A 19122-nucleotide genomic window follows, 5' to 3' on the forward strand; every position below is an offset into this window, starting at 1 on the left:
TCCCTGCCGGGCCCGGCCCCGGCCACGGCCCTGGCCCCGGCGGCGCGGGTCAGTCGGTGTACGGCCGGACGGACTGGGCGTTGCGGAACACATTGCGCGGATCCCAGCGCTCCTTGACCGCCTGCAGGCGCCCATAGTTGTCGCCGTAGTACAGACGATGCGCCGACTGGCCGGAACAGTTCCACTCGGGATCGTCGAGGTCGCGGTCGGGATAGTTGATGTAGCACCCGTCGGTCACCGGGTCCGGCTGCCCGCCGTCCGGGGCGCCGGTCGGCGCCAGGATCGGCACCCCGCCGGTGTCCTGGTAGACATCGCGGTAGAACTCGCGGATCCAGCGCAGATGCGGCGCCGCGATCGAGGGGTCGGCCTCGGCGTCGTGATGGTCGGCGACACCGTCGTCGTTGGAGTCCTGCTGATAGCTCCAGTACGTCTGGTACTGCAGCTTGAGTACGGAACTGCGTTGGTAGACCGCGGTGTCGCTGCTGTCGGGGAGGTTGATCGCGCCGCCGTACGAGTCGACCTGGAGCAGTGCCTGGGGGTTGTCGTATCCCTCGCACGACAAGTGGTGGTAGATGGCGTCGAGTTGCGCTTCGGTGAAGCCACGCCTCATGTACGCCGACTTGTACTTGCCGCACTGGTTGTCACCGGAGCCGTTGAGCGTCTGGGTGGCGGTGAGCCAGGGCAGCCGGGTCGGCACCTCAAGGCCGCCCATGGGCGCGTGCTCGCCCATCCGCCGGTCCAGCGGGGTGGGCTCGATGCCCAGGTCCTGGGTGATCCACTCGAGGAAGGCATTCAGCCTCTCCACGCTGTCCGGCCTGGTGGCGTCGAGCTGGGTGATCAGACCGATCTTGCCGTTGGCCCGCTGGTTCAGCTTCAGCAGGGTGAACATGTCGCTGTAGTCGCAGCGGAGGGACGCCGGGAGCTCCGTGGTGTTCTCGTACTCGAAGAACAGCCCGTAATTGCGCACCAGCGACTTCAGGCGTTCCGGGTCCTCGAGCATGTCCTCCCATGGCCAGGCCACGGCGTGCAGCAGGACCTGGGAGGGGGGCTCGGGCAGTCCCTTGAACCAATACCGGGTGACCACGCCGAAGTTCCCGCCGCCCCCGCCGGTGTGGGCCCACCACAGCTCCCGCAGCTCCGGCTCGGGTGAGTCGCGGCGGGCGATCACGACCTCCGCATGCTGTCCGTCGCGGACGACGACGACCTCCACCGCATAGAGGTAGTCGACGGTCAGCCCGTGCTGCCGGGACAGCAGCCCGTAACCCCCGCCGGCCACATGGCCGCCCGCGGCCACGGAGTAACAGGAGCCGCCGGGAAGGGCCACCCCGAACGGTGCGTAGAGGTGGGTGGCGACATGCCAGTTGTTCGCGCCCGACTCCACGCAGTACGCGCCCATCTCCTGGTCCAGATAGGCCCGGTCCAGCTGCCCGAGGTCGATGATCACGCCCACGTCGTCGCCGCAGACGAAGTTCTCGTAGCAGTGGCCGCCCGACCGGACCGTGAGCCGCCGGTGGAGATCCTCGTCGGAACGGTGGCTCGCCAGATACTTGTTGACCGCGGCGACGACCTCGCTCGTCGAGCTGACCACCGACACATAGTCGGGTGTCGCGATGAAGCGCTGGTTGAACCCTCTCCGCAGGGCCTCGTAGCGGGCGTCGCCGGGACCCACTTCGATCCCGCACTCGGCTCCGACCTGGATTTGATTGACCGTCATATGGCTCCTTGCCCTCATGCGCGCATCGACAGCATTGCGTTACCGATGACTACTATCCGTGACGACGCCGGGTGGTGCGAGTACCCGAAAGGGGTGAGCCCGTGGATCGGAGTTGACCCCGTATGACGTGCTCATTTCCTGGCGGCCGTCACACGGAGGGTCAGCCGGGCGTCAGCACGGCGGCGCCGTGCACCCGGTCGGCGGCCAGGTCCGCGAGTGCCTCCGGGGCGCGGCTCAACGGGTAGGGGCTGACGGTGACCTGGATGCCGATCCGCGCCGCGGTCGCCAGGAACTCACGCCCGTCCTCCCGGGTGTTGGAGGTCACGCTGCGCAGATTCCGCTCGTAGAAGAGATGCTGCTGATAGGTGAGCGGCGGGATGTCGGAGAGGTGGATACCGGCAACGGCGAGGGTGCCGGAGCGGTCCAGCGCCTGCAGCGCCACCGGCACCAGGTCGCCCACCGGCGCGAAGAGGATCGCCGAGTCCAGCGGTTCGGGCGGCCGGTCGTAGGCGCCGCCGGCCGAGGACGCGCCCAGTGCCAGGGCGAGTTCACGGGCCTGCGCGGACCGGGTCAGCACATGCACGGTGGCCCCTTCGGCCAGGGCGACCTGTGCGGCCAGATGCGCCGAGGCGCCGAAACCGTAGATCCCGAGCCGGCCGCCGGCGGGCAGCGCACTTCGGCGCAGCGCGCGGTAGCCGATGATCCCGGCGCACAACAGAGGCGCCAGCAGCGTGGCGTCCTGGGTTTCCGGGAGCGGGTAGGCGAAATCCGCGGGGACGAGGGCGGCTTCGGCGAAGCCGCCGTCGGCGTCCCAGCCGGTGTAGACGGAGGCCGGACAGAGGTTCTCGTGGCCCGCGCGGCAGTAGCGGCAGACTCCGCAGGTACCGCGCAGCCATGCCCCGCCGGCCCGGTCCCCGGCCCGGAACCGCGTCACCGCCTCGCCGGTGGCGGTCACCCGGCCGACGATCTCATGGCCCGGTACGGTCGACGGGCGGTGCGGGGGCAGGTCCCCCTCCGCCAGGTGCAGATCCGTACGGCAGACACCGCAGGCTTCCACCCTGAGCAGCAGGTCATCGGGGCCCGGCTCGGGTGCGGGGCGACGGACCGACACCAGCGGCCCGGAGGTGATCGGGCCGGGATGCCGGACGGCCCAGCCGGACAGTGCGTCCGGGCCGGAAACGGGGGCCATGGCTCCAGGATGGCGCCCGCAGGGGAGCCGGACAAACGGTGCGCCGCGGGACCTGCCACCGCTCGGCCGGGTTCGCCGCGCGGCGCCGCCCGGACAGCGGACCGCCCGGGCCCGGGCCTGTGCCCGCCTCAGCCGAAGAGCGTGGTCAGCTTCTGCATCAGCCTGGCGAGCGGATTCCTCCTGGCGGCAGGAACGGGAGCGGGAGCGGCAGTGGGAGCAGGAACGGGAGCGGGGGCGGGGGCGCCGACGGTGTCCGGCGGTTCGACCGACGGGGGCGACAGGCTGCTCGGGCGCTGCGCCGGAGTCTGGTCCGTGGGGTTCTTCGTGGGGTGCGTCGCGGGCTTCGTCCGGTTGCGTGCGGCCTCGGCGCGGACGAGCGCGCCAAGAGCGGCAAAGACGTCGAGGGGCATGCCGAATCTCCTGCGGTGTGGTCCCGAAAGCTGATGACGGCAGGCCGCATTCGCCCCGGGCCCCGATGCGGGGAGGGGTGGGCGAATACGGCCGAGCCCGCTCAGCAGCGCAGGATGGCCACGCGCTTCGGCGAGGCGGGGGCGACGGCCGTGACGACAGTCGTGGCCGAGGCGCTCCCCGACGCGGTGATGGTCTCCTCCGGGAGGGAGTCCCCGAGCGTCTTACCGCCGGCCCCTGTGGGGACCTGATGGCGGAGATGGCACCCCGAGGCGTCGCACTTACGCCGGACGCCGCTGCCCGGGTGTTTTCCGCCGCCCTCGGTGGACGCCAGCACCGGCCCCGCCGGGATGCAGGGACGTTCGGCCGGGACGGACACGGCGGGAGCGGCGGTACGGGGAGGGCAGCCGCCGGCGCCGGGCGTCAGGACTTCGGAGGAGCCGGTGCTCAGCGCGGCGTGCAACAGGGTCAGTAACACCAGCAACACCAGCACGCGCCAGCCGCCAGATGCCGCCGAGCGGCCGGTGCTGACGGTGTTGCGCATGCGAATCTCCCAACCCTCTTCCAGGAGGGGATCCCCTGGAAGGGGTCGGGGCACGCCAGATACGCCGCAAGAGGCGACAAAACCACCCGATCCGGCTACCTGCTCGCACACGCGCGCTGTCGTTCGCACGCATGCCCGCTACGGGCGCGGTGGGTTGCGGTGCGGAGCTGCCGTTCAGCGCCGCCGGCCCGTGGCACGACCCGCGGAGCCGCCGTCGGGGTCACCGGCCGCATAGCGACCGTGGTAGTGCGAGTACCGCTCCAGGGCGTCGCCGTCCATGCTCCACGGCCAGGGCGTCGCCACCCCTCCGGTGGCGCGCAGTGCGGCCCCGGCCTCGGCCGTCCGGCCGGCCTTGATCAGGGCGTAGGCCAGCAGGTTGAGGTCGGCCAGGGCCGCCGCGTGGGTGAGGAACCCCGGGCCCGGCCAGTAGTGCGCCGCATGGTCGAGGGCCCTGGCGGCGTCGGGGCGCCGCCAGATCTCGCCGGCGCCGAGCGCCATCAGCCCGCCGCCGGCAACCGCTCGCTGGTGGCTGCCGATGAGCGCGGTGAGCTCCAGACCGGCGGCGGGGGCCTGGGGCGGCATGCCGGCGCGGACACCGTCGAGCAGATCGAGGACCAGGGCGCTGGAGCCGCACTCGTCCGGCGACAGATAGCCCAGAGCCTGCAGATGTGCCTCGCGGTTCCACGGATCGCGGGCCTTGATCTCCCGCCAGATCGCCGACAGCTCCGTGGAGGGGCGCCGCTCCAGGCGGAGCGTGGCCAGGTGCAGGATCCACGGTGTGGGGTCGGCGGTGAGCAGATCGGCCGCGAGCCGGCAGGTCTCACGGGTGTCGTTCAGATCGACGGCGGAGTCCTGCTGCCGGGCCTGGAGCAGATCCGACCAGGCGTGGAGCAGCAGGGCGTTCTGGTTCTGCGGGTTGTGCTGGCGCCAGATGCCGGGCAGCGACCGTCCCGCGGCACGGGCGAGCACCGCCAGCCGGTGGGCCTTGCGGTCCCAGTCCTGGCCGGTCTCGTCGATCACATCGCCCATCGAGGCCATCACGGCGGTGTCGAGCGAACCGCGGGACCAGCACGTCTCGACGCGCCGCCGGACCTGTCCCAGCGTGCGGTCGTCGAGCTCGGGGACCAGGCGGGGAAGGCTGCCTTTGCGGCGTCTGAAGACGGGCATTCTTCGGTGGGCCTTCCGGTGGTGAGTCGTCCGCGGGGACGAGCGTGGTGATGAGGGCTTCGGGTGAGCGTACGGGCAGGGGTGTGCCGAGGCACACCCCTGCCCGAATGGCAGACAGTCCGGCTAGCGCGAGGTGACGGCTTCCTTCTCGGCGGTGCCGCGGCCGAGCCGGTCGCGGACCAGGGAGACGCCGACCACCAGAACGGCCAGCAGCACCGACAGCAGGACCTGGATCCGGCCGCCGCCCTCGCTGTCGTCGGTGAGCATGTAGACCAGCACGAACGAGATCGACGCGATCGTCGCCCAGGTCAGATACGGGAAGAGCCACATCCGGACGATCAGCTTGTCGGGGTTCTCGCGGAGGATGATCCCGCGCATCCGCAGCTGGGAGAAGCAGATGACCAGCCAGACGAAGAGCGCGACCGCGCCCGAGGAGTTCAGCAGGAACTGGAAGACCGTGTCCGGCCACAGGTAGTTGAAGCCGACCGCGATGAAGCCGAAGAGGACGGAGGCCAGGATCGCGGCCTGCGGGACGCCACGCGTGTTCGTCCGGGCGAAGGCCTTCGGGGCGTCGCCGCGCTGGCCCAGGGAGAAGGCCATCCGGGAGGCGGTGTAGAGGCCGGAGTTGAGGCAGGAGAGCACCGCGGTCAGCACGATGACGTTCATGATCTGGCCGGCGTGCGGGATGCCTATGGAGTCCAGGGCCGCGACGTACGAGCCCTTCTTGGCGATCGAGGGGTCGTTCCACGGCAGCAGGGAGACGACCACGAGGATCGAGCCGAGGTAGAAGATGCCGACCCGCCAGATGACGCTCTTGGTGGCCTTGGTGACCGCGCGCTGCGGGTCCTCGGACTCACCGGCGGCGAGGGTGACGATCTCGCTGCCCATGAAGGAGAAGACGACCATCAGCACACCGGTGAGGATCGCGGTGGGGCCGTTCGGCAGGAATCCGCCGTGGGAGGTGAGGTTGGCGAAGCCGGTTGCCGCGTTGTCGGAGCCGGGCAGCACACCGAAGATCGCCAGGCCGCCGAGGACGATGAACGCCGCGATGGCGACGACCTTGATGCCCGCGAACCAGAACTCGAACTCACCGAACGAGGCGACCGAGGCCAGGTTGGTGGCGGTGAGGACGACCATCACGATCAGCGCCCAGGCCCACTGCGGGACGGCCGGGACCCAGCTCGTGAGGATGGCGGCACCGGCGGTCGCCTCCACGGCGAGCACCACGACCCAGAAGAACCAGTACAGCCAGCCGATCGAGAAACCGGCCCAGCGCCCGAGCGCCCGGTCCGCGTAGGCGGAGAACGAGCCGGAGGTCGGGTTGGCGGCCGCCATCTCGCCGAGCATCCGCATCACGAACACGACCATCGCGCCGACCAGGGCGTACGACAGCAGGATGCCGGGCCCGGCCGCGGTGATGCCGGAGGCGGATCCCACGAAGAGACCGGCGCCGATGACCCCACCCACGGCGATCATGGACAGATGGCGGTTCTTGAGGCCCGACTGCAGACCTGACTGCTGCGAAGCCTGCCCGTTCCCCGGCGGAGAGGGCGGAGCGGCCACGGGGCTGGGGGGAGATGTAGTCATCTTCGACATCCATTGAGGGTTGGAGGGGTCATGCACGTGGTGACTGCTGGGATCGCCTCGGTAGCTGGACGCACGAAAGGGCCGGGTCCAGGTGCTGGCGATCGTGGCCCTGACGACGTTCGTAGGCCTGGCGAGTGAGCCGTGGCCTTCGGATGCCTGCGCGGGTGGGGGAGCGCTGATTGCGCCTCCGCGCTACTGCTCGCCCTCCTCGTGAGAGGTGAGCCGCATCACGTCCGGATTGGGATTTGCGTAAGCGTATGTGGCGGTGCTCGGCGGCGTATTTGTGCGAGTGGACAAATTCGCCCCGGATAGCTGTCCGCTCGGCTAATGCGGATGGCGGGGACGGGAGGTCCGGCCCCGGGCGCGCGAGGCGGACCGGGTGCGCCGACGTCTCCCCGCGCCCGCCCTCAGAAGGCGTCGGGACGGGTGCTCGTGCGGGCGGACAACCCCGTCGGCGAAGCCTTGGCCGACGGAACAGATGCCCCGGAGCGCCCGCGCTCTAGCGTGAGTTCGGCCCTGGGGCCTGCCGACAGGCCCTGCCGCCGGCCGACGAGCAAGGGGACTCCATGGCCACCCTTCCCACCGCCCGACAGACCCGAACCGCTCCGACGACCGCTCCCTCACCCACACCACCAGGGGTGGACGACAGCAGCGGGTCGCGGGACGGAATGGCAGGTGAATGGCGCGGTGAATCTCCGGAGGAGCACCCGGCGGAGCCGGTGGACGAAGCCGATGAGAACGGGGTGAATCCGGCAGCCCCGGCGGGCCGGGATACCGGGATGGTGGTGATCGGCGCGACGACGCTGGCGCGCCGGGCCTGTGCCTCCCTGGGGGAGATTGGACACCCGGTCGACCATCTTGCGGCGCCGGACGACCAGGACCTCCGCCGGGCGCTCGCCGCCCGGCCGGCCGGTATCGCCGTTCTGGTGGGCGACGATCTGTCCGCGCTGCGCTACGCCCTCGCCGTACGTCATGTCTGCGACAGCGTCCGGATCGTCGTCACCGTCTTCGACCGCACCGTGGCGGAGCAGCTGCGGTTGTTGCTGCGCGACTGTGTGCCGGTCTCGCCCGCCGATCTCCTGGCGCCGACGCTCGCCGGTCTGTGCGTCGACCCCGATGCGCTGGCCGTGTGGGACGACGGGCACGGTGCGGTGGCCGTCCGCCCGCAGGAGGACCGGCTGGTGGAGACGGCGTGGCGGGCGAGCGCGGCCGCCCGGCGGCGGGCGCTGCTCGGACGGCTGCGGGGTCAGCTGCAGCCCCATGACGCGGACGCCCGTCTGCTGCTCATCGGGCTGCTGGGCATCGTGTCCGTCCTGGTCCTGGACTGGGTGTGGCTGGTCGGTGTGTTCCACAAGCCGGTCAGCACCGCCTTCCTGGAAGCCGCCCGGGTCGTGGCGGGGGTGGGACCGGCCGCACCGCACGCCGGCCATCCCGTCTACGAGGTGGTGTCCGGGGCGGCGATGCTGGTGACGGTGGGGTTCACCGCGCTGCTGACCGCGGGCATCGTCGACCGGCTGTTCGGCCCGCGGCTGGTCGGCGTCCTGGGGCCGCGGGTGCTTCCCCGCTCCGGTCACGTCATCGTGGTGGGGCTGGGGCAGGTCGGCCTGCGGCTGTGCCAGACGCTGCGGCAGCTGGGGGTCCCGGTCGTCGGGGTCGAGCGCGAGCCCACCGCCCCGAACCTGCGCCTCGCGCGGTCGATGGGGATACCCGTGGTGCTGGCGCACGGCGAGGACCGGGAGGTGCTCGCGCGGCTCGGGCTGGGGCGGGCCCGCGCGCTCGCCGCCGTCGGCTCCCATGAGCTGGACAACATCGCCGTCGCGGTCGCGGCGCACGGTGTGGCACCGGACATCCGGGTGGTGCTGCGGGCCGGCGAGGACGAGGCGATCGCCGAGACCCGCTCGCTGCTTCCCCTCGGACTGACCCGCGACATCAACAGGACGAGCGCGGCCTTCGTGACCGCGCAGCTGACCGCCGAGCGGGCCGGCGCGGCACCGCGCCGGGTGGTCGCCGGTGCCGACTGCGACCATGTCGATCTGCCCGGACGCGGTCTCGTCGGATGGCCGGTTCCGGCCGGGGACGACTGTGGCCATGTGTCCGGCGGGGGCGAGCGCGACACCGTCCGGAGCGCCCTCGGGGCGGGGTGAGCGCGGCGTCGTCGGGGCGTGCCGTCCTCGGTGGCGCCAGGCAGGCGGAGCTCCGGGAAGCCTGCAGGCATCCGCCCGGCGCCCCTCCGGCGGTCCCGGCTCAGTCCGCCTCGTCGTCGGCGCCCGCCTCGGACGGCATGCTCTGCTCGGTCCAGATGATCTTTCCGGTCGGGGTGTAGCGGGTGCCCCACCGCCGGGTCAGCTGCGCGACGATGAACAGTCCGCGTCCGCCCTCGTCGGTGGTCCGGGCATGGCGCAGCCGCGGCGAGGTGCTGCTGGCGTCGGAGACCTCGCAGATCAGGGCGTCCTGCCGGATCAGCCGCAGGGTGATCGGCGCGCTGGCGTGGCGGATGGCGTTGGTGACCAGTTCGCTGACGATCAGTTCCGTGGTGAACAGCAGATCGTCCATGCCCCACTCCGCCAGCTGCCGGCCGGCGAGGCCACGGGCGGTGGCGACTTCGGCCGGGTCACACGTCAGCTCCCAGGAGGCGACCTGCCGGTCGTCCAGGGCATGGGTCCGGGCGAGGAGCAGCGCGGCGTCGTCGGACGGCGGGCCGGTCAGCAGGGCCTTGACCACATGCGCGCCGATGTCCTTCAGCGTCTCCCCGGGCACCGCGAGGGCCTCGCTCAGCCGGGACAGCCCGACCTCGATGTCCCGGTCGCGGGTCTCGATCAGCCCATTGGTGTAGAGCGCGATCAGACTGCCCTCGGCCGGCTCCAGCTCCACGGCCTCGAAGGGCAGCGCCCCGAGGCCGAGCGGCGGTCCCGCGGGCAGCTCCGGGCAGTCCACGGAGCCGTCGGGGCCGACGATCAGCGGCGGCAGATGGCCGGCCCGCGCGACGCTGCACCGCCTGCTGACCGGGTCGTAGACGGCGTACAGACAGGTGGCCCCCATGAAGGTCGAGGCCACGCTCGGGTCCGCGGCGTCCGCCGCCGGATCGGTGCGGTGCGTCTTGACCAGGCCGATGACCAGGTCGTCCAGGCGGGCCAGCAGTTCATCGGGCGGCAGATCCAGGTTCGCCAGCGTGCGGACGGCGGTGCGCAGCCGCCCCATGGTCGCCGCGGCGTTGATGCCGTGTCCGACCACATCCCCGACGACCAGGGCGACCCGTGCCCCGGACAGCGGAATCACATCGAACCAGTCGCCGCCCACCCCGCTCGGCGCGTCCGCCGGGAAGTACCACGACGCCACCTCCAGCGCGGACCCTCCGGTCAGCTCGTGCGGCAGCAGGTTCTGCTGCATCACCCGGGCCGCGGTGCGCTCGCGGGTGAAGCGGCGCGCGTTGTCGACACACACCGCGGCCCGCGCGACCAGCTCCTCGGCCAGCCGTACGTCGTCCGCCACGAAGGGCCCCAGACGGCGGGAGCGGAAGAAGGTTGCCGCGCCCAGCGTGATGCCACGGGCCTGTACCGGTGCCACCATCACCGAACGGAACCCGAATTCCCGGATGACGGCGGCCCGCACCGGGTCCTCGGTGACCCAGGCGCTGGTGGCGAAGTCCAGGACCGGTTCCACCAGGGACTCGCCCTTGAGCAGACAGCGGGCGATCGGTGACGAGGGGGACCGCTGGACGGCTTCCCCCACGGCCAGGCCGGCCTCCGGACAGCCCTCGTGGACCGACTGCTGACCGCAGCGGCGCATGGTGGGGGTGCTGTCGACCGGCCCGGGGACCGGCTCCGCACCCCTGAGCACCGAATCCAGCAGATCGACGGCGACGAAGTCGGCGAGCGCCGGTACGGCGACATCCGCCAGTTCCTGTGCGGTCCGGGTGACATCGAGCGTGCTGCCGATACGGACGCTGGCGTCGTTCAGCAGGGCCAGGCGTTCCTGCGCCCGCCAGCGTTCGGTGACATCGATGACCATGTACCAGAGGCCGATACGACGGCCCTGGGGGTCCGACAGCCCGAAGAAGGACGCCGAATAGGCGCGCTCCTGGTGGGGGTCCGCATAGGTGGGGCTGCGGAATTCATAGTCCATCACCGGCGACCCGGTCCTCAGGACCCGCAGCATCCGCTCCTCGAACGCCTCGGCCTCCAGCTTCGGCAGTATCTCGTTCACCTGCTTCCCGAGCCGCTGTTCCAGGGGGATCAGGCGCTCCAGTACGTCGTTCACCCAGACGTAGCGCAGATCGGTGTCGAGCACGGCCATGCCGACCGGCGCATGCGCCAGAAACGGTTCGAGCATCAGCTGGTTCACCCCGCCGCCCGGCACCCGCCACTCCTCCATGGCGAGGACGGACCACCGCTCCTGGCCCGCGCCGTCGAGAACGGGCGTGACCTGCAGCGCCAGCTGCACCTCCCGGCCGTCCCGGTGGCGCGCCGCGACCGAACCGCCCCAGCCGCTCCCCGCACGGCACCACCGCGCCACGGAGGCCACCCGCACCTCGTCACCGGGTATCGCCAGCAGCTCCGCCGCGGGGTGGTGCAGGATCTCCCCGGCCGGATAGCCGAGCAGCCGCTCCGCCGCCCGGGTCCAGGCGATGACCCGCCCTTCTCCGTCCAGTTCGGCCGTGGCCGCCTTCGCGATATCGCATGCGCGGTCCGAGCCACCCGGCAGGGCATTCTCCGCACTCATCATCGCCAGCCCGTCAGCTCAATGGAGCAATATCGCCCATCTTAGGAGAATTGTGGACTATCGGCGGTATGTGGCCCGGGGCCCGGGAGCCCGGCAGTCGCGGGCCCCGCGGCCCTGCGGCCCCGCGGAGAGACGGATGCCCGACGCGGTCCCCCCAGCGGACCGCCGTAGCGCCGCGCGCCCCGTTTCAGTCGGCGGGCGGCAGCCGCAGCTGGAGCATGGCCAGCAGCCGCTGATCCGGGCGGCTGAGGTCGAGACCGGTCAGATCCTCGGCCCGGCGGATCCGGTAGCGCAGCGTGTTGGGGTGCACATGCAGCTCGGTGGCGGCGGCCCGTACATCGCCGAAGGCGTTCAGGTAGGCGAGCACGGTTTCCGCCAACTGCCCCTGGTTACGGGCGTCATGGGTGACCAGCGCGGTCAGCCGGGGGTCGCGCATCTCGGGGTGCGCGGACAGCAGCGCCAGCACTTCGCTGACGAGCACCTCGGCCTGGATGTCCGGCAGCGCGGCGACCGTGGTGGCGACGCCGACGCTCAGCATGGCGTCGAGGATCCGGTCCGCCTCCCGGCGTGATTCGGGAATCTCCCCGAGCCCCGGCACGATGCAGCCGACGGAGCCGCGCAGCGACAGGCCCAGGTGACGGCCGGCGGCGTCGGTGATCTCCTGCCCCCAGCCGCGCAGCGTGCCGGTGTCGATGCTGCGCGGCAGCTGCGGCAGCAGCACATAGATCCGTGTATCGACCTGGGTGACCACGGAGCTGCTGTGCCGGGCGGCGGTGTGCACCGAGATCAGGTTGCTGACCTCACCGCGGGCCAGCTCCGGTGGGGTGGTCCCGGCCGCCCCGTACGAGAAGCCCAGGACGGCGGCCGGCCGGGCCGCGTCCAGGGCCAGGTGGCTCGCCAGCGGCTGGGGTCCGGTGCTGCCCTCCAGCAGTCCGGCCGCGAGCGTGCGGGTCAGCGTCAGATCGGCGGAGAGCTCCCGGCGGCGGCGCACCAGATGCAGTGCGGCGACCCGGGCCGCGCCCAGCAGCGCCTGGTCCGCGCGCTCGGTCAGCGGTGAGGACCCCTCCTGCACCCAGATGACGCCCAGCTGTCGTTCCCCGGAACGGATGGCCACCGCGAGCCGACGGCGGATCCCCAGCTCGGGGTGGGCGTCGATGTTGATCACGTCGTCGGAGGTGCGCAGCCGCTGGAACACACCCCACTCGCGCAGCCGCGACAGATACGCCTCCGGGCCGTGCCAGCCCAGGATGGACCGCCGCCGCAGGTCATCGACCTCGTCGTCGTCGGCGGAGCGGGAGTAGGCGAGCACGCGGTTGGCCGTGTCCTCGATGCTGACGATGCCGCCGGTGAGGATGGCGGTGGTCTGGGCGAGCGCGAACAGATCGCCCTCCTCGGCCCCCTCGCCGGGGCGCCCCTGCGGCGCACTCTCCAGCGCCGCCCGGGCCAGCGCGTCCACCTGTTCCCAGCGCGCTTCACTGCGTACGGACAGCAGCGCGATGCCCGCCTCGACGGCGGTCGCACTGAGCGCCGCGGCCTGCCCGGGAGCGTCCAGCTTGACCGCCACGGCAGCGGCCCCGTCGCGTCCGCCGGCCCGCAGCGCGGGGAACGCCGCGCGGCCCCGTGCGCCTATGGCGAGGATCAGCTCGCCGGGGTGGGCCATCGGCGGGTCCTCGGGGTCGAGCAGCGCGACGCTGCGGATCTCGACGTCCAGCCCGTCGGGCGCGGCCTGCAGCTCCACCAGGGGCTCGCCCAGCGACATCAGCAACTGGCGCAGGCTGATGCCCGTACGGGGTGGCGATGCCACGGCAGCTGGATCCATGATCGGCGCCTCTGCAGGGTTCGGTTGGCCGGGGCTCGTAGGGCTGCTGGCCCTCTCGCAGGACTTCCGATCATGTGATGTCAAGCACTCGACCGGCCCAAGATGGAGCCACCACCACAGGTATGAGCCACGCCAACAGTACTGCTGCGCTGCGTCGGGGCAATCCGGGGCCGCGAGGCAGACGGGACTTTGAAGACAGGCCCTTAGGGCGGCGTGGACGGTTGCTTCCCGGCAGGGGCCGCCGCCGCACCGGTCCGGGGCTCCGCCCTGAACGCCCAGCTCATCTTCGGCTCCATGGCGAAGCGGAAGACACGCTGCACCGGTGTCGTGCACAGCAGTGTCACCACCGCTCCGCCGATGAAGGTGACGACGGCGGCGCCCCACGGGGTGTGGACCCAGCCGGCGTCGTACCAGCCCCACCAGCGGGAGCCCTTGGCGAGGAAGCCGTGCAGCAGATAGCCGTAGAGGGTGCCGGCGCCCAGCGCGGTGCACCACATCCGGCGCCCCGGCACCCAGGCCAGGAAGCAGGCCGTCAGCACCAGCGAGCAGCCGAACATGGCCGGCTGCATCAGCGCACCGATCCACCAGGGAGCGCCCAGGTTCTCGGCGCTGTCGGTGTGGTAGAACCATGCGTCGTTCATCCGGGGCACCGCCCAGTACGCGAAGACCAGCGCCCCCGCGAGGACGGGCACCGCGGCGATCCGCACCGGCCAGCGGCGCACCAGGCTGAAGTGCTCCGCTTTCAGGCACATGCCGAGGACGAAGAACGGCAGGAACTGCAGGACCCGCTGGAGGTCGAGTGCGGTGCCGATGTCCGGGGACACGGAAGCCCCGACGGCGATCGCGAGGGCCAGCGGCACCGGCCAGCGCACGATCCGCCACAGCGGTGCGGTGAGCCGCCAGATGAACAGGGCCGCCAGGAACCAGGTGAGGAACCACGGGTCCAGCATGCTGAGGGTGAAGCTCTCCGTGTCACCGCCCCAGTACCGGAAGAGCGCAAAGGTCGTCTGGAAGATGACGAACGGGACGGCGACGCCGGTGAGCAGCCGCTGCAGCCGGTCGCGGCGCATATCGAAACTGCGCGAGAAATAGCCGGAGATGACGGTGAACGCGGGCATGTGGAAGGCGTAGACGAAGAGATAGAGCGACGCCGCGGTCCGGCTGCCGTGGTAGTACGGCTCCCAGGCATGTCCGATGGCCACCAGCACAATGGCCAGATATTTGGCGTTGTCGAAGAAGGCGTCGCGCTGTTTGGCCGGGGCGGGCGGCGCCGGTTCGCCCGAGGTGCCGGCGGGGTGGCGCGCCGGGGTGGCGGGCGGCCCGGCCGGGGCGAGCTGATCGGTGCCCTGCCGGGCGGCGGTCCGGGGAGCGGGTATCACGACACGGCCTCCCAGCGGTCCGTCGGCCGCCGTGGCGCTCTTGCCGCGTTGGTGGGGGCGATGGCCATGACGGTCACGGTGCGCGGCATACCGGCTCCTCGGGTGGACTTCTGCGGGACGGGTGAGGCGCCTTGTGGGCGTGCCCTTTCCTCCCCCTGGTCGTCTACAGTTTTGTAGACCAACGGTGAACTGTAGACGCCGGGATGCGTGGGACGCACCCCGGCCCGGCACGGGAGGGGCGGGCGAGGTGGCTCAAGGCCCGGCCGTCCGTGCCCTGTTCACCGTTGGCCACGGGCTGCGTTCATGCGTATCGGATCACGGCGGCCCGCCGCCACCTGATGTTGCCGTCGTGAGCCATCTTTCTCCGTACGGGCCCGCCGGTGAGGCCTTCCGCACCGGCGCTCGCCGTCCTCCCGGGGCGGTGCCGCGGCGGTTCGCGGCGCGTCGCCCTCCGGCCGGACCGCGACAGCGCCAGTACAGTCACCTCACCGACCACCCGGAATGGAACCCATGAGCGCGATCAGCATCGGCCAGGCCGTCGTCCTCGGAGCCGTCGAGGGGGTGACGGAATTCCTCCCGGTCTCCTCCACCGGCCACCTCAAGATCGCCGAAGGCCTGATGGGCATCCCCGTCGGCGACAAGACGGTCGTCGCCTTCTCCGCGGTCATCCAGGTCGGAGCGATCACCGCGGCACTCGTCTACTTCTTCAAGGACATCGTGCGCATCATGGGCGCGTGGTTCCGTGGGCTGCGTGACCGTGAGGAGCGCTACCACCACGACTACAAGTTCGCCTGGTGGGTCATCTACGCCACCCTCCCGATCGTCGTCGTCGGTCTGGCCGCCAAGCCGCTGATCGAGGGCCCGCTCGCCTCGCTCTGGGTGGTGGCCGGCTCTCTGATCCTCGGCAGCGGCGTGATGTGGGCGGCGGACCGCAGGGGCCGTCACAAGCGCGGTGAGGACGACACCTCGCTCAAGGACGCGATGCTCGTCGGCTGCTCACAGATCCTCGCCCTCCTCTTCCCCGGCTTCTCCCGCTCCGGCGCGACCATGTCCACCGCCCTCCTGCTCGACCTGGAGCGTGTCGCGGCCACCCGGCTGTCCTTCTTCCTCGGCATCCCGGCCCTCACCGGCGCCGGGATCTACGAACTGAAGGACGCCCTCGGCACCGGCGCGGCCGTCGCGCCGCTGGCCATCGGCACCGTCGTCTCCTTCGGCGTCGCCTACGCCTCGATCGCCTGGCTGCTGAAGTTCGTGGCCAAGCACTCCTTCAACTCCTTTGTCCTCTACCGGATCCTCGTCGGCGCGCTGCTCTTCGGCCTGCTGGGCACGGGCGTCCTCAGCTGACGGCCCGAAAGGCCCGGGGTGTCGCTCTCGGCCGCACGGAGGATCCGGCGCGGCCGCCACGGCGGGCCGTGATGCCGGCTTGCTGATGGTATGGGTGCATGAGGAGCGCCCCGCGCGCGGCGGGCCGCAGTGCCCTGGAGGTGGCCTTGTCGAACCGGGATGGCGCGGAGGCGGACCGGGACGCCGATCACGCCCGCGTACTGGCCCGTCTGCACGCGGCGGAAGAGGCCGCCGAGGAGATCGGCACGACCCTGGACGAGCAGACCATCTGTGCCGAGCTGGCCCGGTTCCTGTGCCGGCACCTGTGTGACGCCGCGGCGGTGGAGCTGCTCACCGAGCCGGGCACCGGGGCGCGGACCCCGTCCCCGGCGGCGCTCACCCGCGTCGCGACGGCAGGTCTGGTGAAGGTGCTGGAGGCGCAGTTCCCGGACGAGGGACCGGGACGGCCCGGGGGCACATCACCCTCCCTGCGGGCGCTGGACGAAGAGCGGCCGGTCACCGTGGCCGCGGTCCTGCCCGGCGGCCGCTCCGCCGAGGCCGTGGCGGCGCCGCTCCTGGCGTACGGCCGTCGCTACGGTGTGCTGCTCGCCCTGCGCGCGGGCGGCAGTTTCACCGAGCACGAGACCGCCACCGTGCACCACCTGGCACGCCTCACCGCCACCCGGCTCGCCCACGCCCGCCGGTATGCCGCGGTGCAGGGCACGGCGATGGACCTGCAGCGGGCGCTCCTCGCGGAGCCGGGCCGGCCGCACCCCAACCTGGAGCTGGCCACCCGCTATCTGCCGTCCGGCACCAGCGCCCTGGTCGGCGGCGACTGGTTCGAGACGGTACGGCTCCACTACGGGCGCACCCTGCTCGTCATGGGGGACGTCATGGGGCACGGGCTCGACGCGGCGGTCGACATGAACGCCTACCGCTCCCACCTCCGGTATGTCGCCTCGACCGATCTGCCGCCCCACCGGGTGCTGCGGCAACTCGATGTCGCCGTGGCCGGGGAGGAGTCCCGCCGGCCGGCGACCTGCCTGCTGGCCAGGGTCGACCCGGCGCGCGGAATCGCCGCGTTCGCCAGCGCGGGCCACCTCCCCCCGGCGGTCATCGGCCCCGAGGGCGCCACCTCCCTGGTCGATGTCCCCGTCGGCCCGCCCCTGGGCACCGGAGTAGGGGGCTACGAACTTGTCACCCGTGCCGTCACTCCCGCGGAAACCCTGCTGATGTTCACCGACGGGCTCATCGAGCGGCGCGGTGAGGACATCGACGACTCCCTGTCCCGGCTGGCGAAGATGCGGCTGCCCGCCGGAGCTGACGTGGAGCAGGTGCTCGACGAGGTCCTGCTCCGCCTCGACGGGCTGCACGCCGAGGACGATGTCGCCGTCCTCGCCGCACGGATGCGTCACCATCCGGGGGCGGAGCCGGCCGGACCGGTGGAGAACTGACGCCGGCCGGGGCACCGGGACCGACGCCCCGACGCATCCGGAAGTCGGCTGAACGCTCCTGACCCGCGGTGCGTATCTCAGGGTGAGCCGAGGGATTTTCCCCGATTCCCGGCTCGGCCCCGGTTTTGCCTGTGGACCCGGGCCGCGCGGTCGCTCCGCCCCTGCTACCCCCTGGCAGAGGCGGAGCGACCGCCCACTTCGCAGATGCCGGGCCGGCCATCCCGGCAGATGCCCTGCCGGCCCGCCCCGATGACGGGACGTCAGCCGCACCGGAACCCCGCACAAGGGGCATGTGTCCAGGTCAACGGCGCGCTCGATACGCTCTTTCCGCCGCTGCCGGCCGCGGCTCTGTCCATGCCGGCCCATGCCGACTTCTCACGGGGGTTTCCTATGTTCGGAATCGTCAGGCCCTGCACCCATCGTCTGTCCCAAGGGCTCAAGGCGGAGTGGATGGCCCATCTGTGTGGCCTCTGCCTTGCGCTGCGCGGCGATCACGGGCAGTTCGCCCGGGTCGTCACGAACTACGACGGGCTGATCGTCTCGGTGCTGACGAATGCTCAGTCCGGCGCTCAGGAGGTCCGCCGCCGGACCGCCGGACCCTGCCCGCTGCGGGGGATGCGGACCGCTTCGGTGGCGAAGGGGGAGGGCGCGCGGCTGGCGGCTTCGGTGTCCCTCGTGCTCGCCTCGGCGAAGATACGTGACCATGTCGCCGACCGGAACGGAGCGCTGCGCCGCCGGCCGGTGGCCGCCGCCGCGCGCAAGGTCGCCGCGAGATGGGACCGGGCCGGGGCGCGCACCGGCGCCACCCTCGGCTTCGACACCGCGGTGCTGGTCGACGCGGTCGACCGGCAGGTGGGCATCGAGGAACTGGCCGGTCCCGGCACGCCGCTGACGTTCATCACGGAACCGACCGAGACGGCGACCGCCGCGGCCTTCGCCCACACCGCGGTGCTGGCGGGCCGGCCGGGCAACGCCGCGCCGCTGGCCGAGGCCGGTCGGCTCTTCGGACGGCTCGCCCACCTCCTCGACGCCGTGGAGGACCGCACGGCCGACGCCGCTGAGGGCGCCTGGAACCCGCTCACCGCCACGGGCGCCACCACCGCGCAGGCCCGCCGGCTGTGCGACGACGCCCTGCACGGCATCCGCCTCGCCCTGCGCGACGTGGAGTTCACCGACTCCGCCCTGGTGCATGTGCTGCTGGTGCACGAGCTGCGCCGGTCGGTGGACCGCGCCTTCGGCACCGCCGCCTGCTCCCACCAGGGGCACGGAGCGCCGGGCCCGTACGGCGGTCAGGGCGGCAACCCGTACGGGAACGGACCCGGCCAGCCTGGCCCGTACGGCCGGCCCCCGCAGTACGGCCAGCCCCCGCAGTACGGACAAACCCCGCAGTACGGCCAGGCGCCGGCCGGCGGCCCGTACGCCCAGGGCGGGCAGCATCTGAACGGCCAGCAGAACCCCTACCACGGCGGCCGGATACCCCCCGGCGGTCCGGGCGGCGGCGACGGTGGCGGCTCGGGCGGTGGGGACGGCGGGATGCCGCAGTTCCCGCAGAAGCCGAAGAAGCCCCGTGGCTTCTTCACCGGCTGCGCGGTCGCCATCGGGCTGTGCTGCACCTGTCAGCTCTGCTGTGCCGAGGAGTACGAGGGGCCGTGGTCGCGCAAGAAGCGCGAGGGGTGCTGCCAGAACTGCGACTGCGACTGCAACGGCTGCGGTTGCGAGTGCCTCGGCTGCTGTGAATGCCTCACCTGCTGCAACTGCTGAGCGCCGGCCGAGCCTCACGGGACACCCAGGGCCGGGCGTAGCCTGGAGCGCGATCCGA

13 protein-coding genes are annotated in these 19122 nt (G+C 71.9%); 4 read left to right on the forward strand and 9 right to left on the reverse strand.

Annotated features, from left to right (window positions below; all coding sequences use genetic code 11):
* Positions 1–49 precede the first annotated feature (49 nt).
* The 6 genes from STRNI_RS37220 to STRNI_RS37245 form a co-directional block, all read right to left on the reverse strand.
* Positions 50–1714 (reverse strand): FAD-binding oxidoreductase, encoded by a 1665-nt coding sequence (locus STRNI_RS37220; protein ID WP_159491182.1) that lies wholly within the window; start codon positions 1712–1714, stop codon positions 50–52.
* 160 nt (positions 1715–1874) lie between these two features.
* Positions 1875–2903: a zinc-dependent alcohol dehydrogenase family protein gene (locus STRNI_RS37225; RefSeq protein WP_274733483.1), complete on the reverse strand. Its 1029-nt coding sequence runs from the start codon at positions 2901–2903 to the stop codon at positions 1875–1877.
* Between the two features lie 128 nt (positions 2904–3031).
* Positions 3032–3313: a hypothetical protein gene (locus STRNI_RS37230; RefSeq protein ID WP_277412808.1), complete on the reverse strand. Its 282-nt coding sequence runs from the start codon at positions 3311–3313 to the stop codon at positions 3032–3034.
* A gap of 101 nt (positions 3314–3414) precedes the next feature.
* Entirely contained in the window at positions 3415–3855 is a 441-nt protein-coding gene (locus STRNI_RS37235) for a hypothetical protein (protein WP_277412809.1), read from the reverse strand.
* A gap of 174 nt (positions 3856–4029) precedes the next feature.
* Positions 4030–5022, reverse strand: coding sequence for a hypothetical protein (locus STRNI_RS37240; protein WP_159491188.1), 993 nt, complete (start codon positions 5020–5022; stop codon positions 4030–4032).
* Positions 5023–5145: 123 nt separating this feature from the next.
* A complete protein-coding gene (locus STRNI_RS37245) occupies positions 5146–6609 on the reverse strand; it encodes an amino acid permease (RefSeq protein ID WP_159491190.1) in 1464 nt (487 codons plus the stop codon).
* A gap of 719 nt (positions 6610–7328) precedes the next feature.
* Here STRNI_RS37245 and STRNI_RS37250 point away from each other — a divergent pair.
* Entirely contained in the window at positions 7329–8753 is a 1425-nt protein-coding gene (locus STRNI_RS37250) for an NAD-binding protein (protein ID WP_277412810.1), read from the forward strand.
* 100 nt (positions 8754–8853) lie between these two features.
* Here STRNI_RS37250 and STRNI_RS37255 read toward each other — a convergent pair whose 3' ends face one another.
* From STRNI_RS37255 to STRNI_RS37265, 3 genes are all read right to left on the reverse strand, one after another.
* A complete protein-coding gene (locus tag STRNI_RS37255; protein ID WP_277412811.1) occupies positions 8854–11331 on the reverse strand; it encodes a SpoIIE family protein phosphatase in 2478 nt (825 codons plus the stop codon).
* 184 nt (positions 11332–11515) lie between these two features.
* On the reverse strand, positions 11516–13132 hold the full coding sequence (locus tag STRNI_RS37260; RefSeq protein ID WP_229838379.1) for a helix-turn-helix domain-containing protein: 1617 nt from the start codon (positions 13130–13132) through the stop codon (positions 11516–11518).
* Between the two features lie 218 nt (positions 13133–13350).
* The gene (locus STRNI_RS37265; RefSeq protein WP_381844788.1) at positions 13351–14523 is read right to left on the reverse strand and encodes an acyltransferase family protein; all 1173 of its coding nucleotides are present in this window, start codon (positions 14521–14523) and stop codon (positions 13351–13353) included.
* Between the two features lie 513 nt (positions 14524–15036).
* Here STRNI_RS37265 and STRNI_RS37270 point away from each other — a divergent pair.
* The 3 genes from STRNI_RS37270 to STRNI_RS37280 all read left to right on the forward strand — a co-directional run bounded on the left by STRNI_RS37270 (position 15037) and on the right by STRNI_RS37280 (position 19064).
* Positions 15037–15870: an undecaprenyl-diphosphate phosphatase gene (locus STRNI_RS37270; RefSeq protein WP_093638162.1), complete on the forward strand. Its 834-nt coding sequence runs from the start codon at positions 15037–15039 to the stop codon at positions 15868–15870.
* Between the two features lie 146 nt (positions 15871–16016).
* Complete coding sequence (locus STRNI_RS37275; protein WP_277412813.1) at positions 16017–17303, forward strand: PP2C family protein-serine/threonine phosphatase; 1287 nt, start codon at positions 16017–16019, stop codon at positions 17301–17303.
* 390 nt (positions 17304–17693) lie between these two features.
* Positions 17694–19064, forward strand: coding sequence for a DUF5685 family protein (locus tag STRNI_RS37280; protein WP_277412814.1), 1371 nt, complete (start codon positions 17694–17696; stop codon positions 19062–19064).
* Positions 19065–19122 lie beyond the last annotated feature (58 nt).

This window comes from Streptomyces nigrescens (assembly GCF_027626975.1).
In the GTDB taxonomy this organism is placed as follows: Bacteria; Actinomycetota; Actinomycetes; order Streptomycetales; family Streptomycetaceae; genus Streptomyces; species Streptomyces nigrescens.

Excerpts from the sequence above, each read along its gene's own strand:
- STRNI_RS37220 (WP_159491182.1), bottom strand. The coding sequence starts at position 1,714 with ATGACGGTCAATCAAATCCAGGTCGGAGCCGAGTGCGGGATCGAAGTG.
- STRNI_RS37225 (WP_274733483.1), bottom strand. The coding sequence starts at position 2,903 with ATGGCCCCCGTTTCCGGCCCGGACGCACTGTCCGGCTGGGCCGTCCGG.
- STRNI_RS37230 (WP_277412808.1), bottom strand. The coding sequence starts at position 3,313 with ATGCCCCTCGACGTCTTTGCCGCTCTTGGCGCGCTCGTCCGCGCCGAG.
- STRNI_RS37235 (WP_277412809.1), bottom strand. The coding sequence starts at position 3,855 with ATGCGCAACACCGTCAGCACCGGCCGCTCGGCGGCATCTGGCGGCTGG.
- STRNI_RS37240 (WP_159491188.1), bottom strand. The coding sequence starts at position 5,022 with ATGCCCGTCTTCAGACGCCGCAAAGGCAGCCTTCCCCGCCTGGTCCCC.
- STRNI_RS37245 (WP_159491190.1), bottom strand. The coding sequence starts at position 6,609 with ATGACTACATCTCCCCCCAGCCCCGTGGCCGCTCCGCCCTCTCCGCCG.
- STRNI_RS37255 (WP_277412811.1), bottom strand. The coding sequence starts at position 11,331 with ATGATGAGTGCGGAGAATGCCCTGCCGGGTGGCTCGGACCGCGCATGC.
- STRNI_RS37270 (WP_093638162.1), top strand. The coding sequence starts at position 15,037 with ATGAGCGCGATCAGCATCGGCCAGGCCGTCGTCCTCGGAGCCGTCGAG.
- STRNI_RS37280 (WP_277412814.1), top strand. The coding sequence starts at position 17,694 with ATGTTCGGAATCGTCAGGCCCTGCACCCATCGTCTGTCCCAAGGGCTC.